Origin of the sequence: Algoriphagus alkaliphilus, assembly GCF_900103735.1 — a bacterium.
Lineage (GTDB): Bacteria > Bacteroidota > Bacteroidia > Cytophagales > Cyclobacteriaceae > Algoriphagus > Algoriphagus alkaliphilus.
Map to the genome: position 1 here is coordinate 1 of NZ_FMXE01000071.1, position 2,247 is coordinate 2,247.

At 31.6% G+C, this 2,247-nt stretch carries 2 protein-coding genes; both read right to left on the minus strand.

All coding sequences use genetic code 11. The features are described 5' to 3' along the window. Positions 1-73: 73 nt before the first annotated feature. Positions 74-349 (minus strand): response regulator, encoded by a 276-nt coding sequence (locus BLQ81_RS21790; protein ID WP_092735258.1) that lies wholly within the window; start codon positions 347-349, stop codon positions 74-76. Next, positions 346-1,830 (minus strand): PAS domain-containing sensor histidine kinase, encoded by a 1,485-nt coding sequence (locus BLQ81_RS21795; protein ID WP_092735261.1) that lies wholly within the window; start codon positions 1,828-1,830, stop codon positions 346-348. Before BLQ81_RS21795 ends, BLQ81_RS21790 begins: the two co-directional genes overlap by 4 nt. Between the last annotated feature and the right edge of the window lie 417 nt (positions 1,831-2,247).

Here is a 2,247-nt window from a genome sequence, read left to right on the forward strand (position 1 = left end):
GTCAGTATGGACTGAAACGCATGGGTCAATATCGACTGAAACAGGTGGGTCAGTTTACTCCGAAATGGGTGGGTCAGTATGGGGTGAGATTATCATTAAACACGTTCATAAAATCCCAAGCATCCATTACAGGCATGTTTATATCCAATAAAACTACCACCGGGTCAGATTCATTATCAAACTCTCCTTGGACGATACTTTCCTCAATGGACTTTATTGCCTCTAATCCGTTATGGAAATGACTCACAACACCATTATATCCGGCCATTTTTAAAATCCTTTTTCCTACAAAAACAATAACATCATCGTCATCAATGAATACAACCTCCCTTATTTTAAAATTTCTCATAAGCCATTTGATTTTCTTATGGTGAAGTAAAAAACTGTCCCTTTTCCAAGTTCCGATTCAAACCAAATTTCCCCATTGTGTTGTTCCACGATTTTTTTGCATTGGACGAGTCCAATTCCTGTTCCCTCTATTTCAGTTTGAGTATGGAGTCTTTTAAACATTTTGAATAATTTATCCTTATATCTAGAGTCAATTCCAATTCCATTATCTTCCACTGCAAACAACCATGAATACTCCTGATTGTGACATGATATTTTGATCACGGGTGTCACATCCGTTTTTTGAAATTTCAATGCATTTGAAATCAAATTTTGAAACAATAGCTCCAATTCGAATTTAAATCCAAAAACCTTTGGCAAATCATTTGGTATAATTATTTCGGCATTTTTTGTAGTTATTTTGTTGTGCAGATTTGAAATGGCCCCTTTAATAACTTCATTGAAATCAACTTCAGTCATTGAATCTATTTGCCCTAGTCTGTTTGTCTCCATTAAACCTTTAATCAGGTTCGATAATTTATTAGCCGCTCCCGATATTAGATTGATATATTGGTCGATTTCTTGACCGGAAGGATTTAATGACTTTCTTTCGGATATAAGTATTTCTATAATTCCTTTTATATTATTGACAGGTTCCTGAAGATCGTGGGCTGCGATATAAGTATAATCCTCCAGCTCTTTGTTTTTATTTTCAAGTTTTATTATGTATTCATTTAATAATTTTTTTTGTTTTTGGACTTCAGTTACATCTTGAACAGAACCTAAGGTTCTTGTTATTTTTCCGGATGCATCATATAAATTATGACCTCGCTCCCTTAGATATTTAAGATGACCACTGGGAGTAGTATATCGATGAACTACATTATAAGGAATTTGATTTTCTATGGAATCCTGAAATGATTTTTTCACAAATTCTCTGTCATCTTCATGAACCAAATTAATAAAAGCTTTATATGAAGGTTTATAATCTTCCCAATCTAATTCAAAAATTTCAAAGACTTCATCCGACCAGAAAAGTTCATTTTTGATTAAATCATATTCCCAACTTCCTAATTTACTTAAATGATAGGCTTCCTTTAATAGGACAGTAGTTTTTTCAAATTCTTGAGTCTTCTTGATGAAATCCGTTGTGTCTCTAATTATGGCGAGATATAAGTCACTAATCTCTTCTGAGGATATTTTTGTAATTGTAATGCTTAGAGGAATTAGGGATCCATCTTTACGTTGTCCCTTCAGATTCATTTCATTGTGCATTAACCTTGGAGTGGGATATTTTTTGAAGGTTTGAAAATGGGTCTCGTGCCTTTCTCTTAAATGAGTGGGTATTAAGAATTCAATCCTTTTATTAATTAATTCTTCTTGAGAGTATCCAAAAATTAATGTAGTGGCTTGGTTAGCCATGATAATTTCCTCTAAGCTATTACATAGGACTATCCCATCCGGTGAAAATTCAAATATATTTTGATAGATTATTTTTTTCATTAGTCGTTTCTGAATTTGTTTTTCTATTTTTTTCGAAATGAATAAACAGGCCGCTATAATACAGCCTAATTTAAAATTTAATTCAATTAGTATTCCTTTCTTTTAATTAAATAAGATTTGTCACCATCGGAGTTACCATAATCATTTTTTTTTAATTATCTATCCTGTAATGAAAATATTTTAAATCTGAAGTGACTTTTGATGATATTGGGTGAATCAAGACACTAATTTCAAAAGTATTAAACAATTTTATTTTTAAAAAAAAAAAACGAAAAACATGATGAAAATCATATTTTAATTTTTCCCTAACTTGAATTTTTTATAAAAAAAAATATTACTGTCATCCGAGTAAAAAAACCACTGTAAGTCCGCATTCTTGAAATAGTACAAAACAGGAAAAGCGGAACCACCGATTTG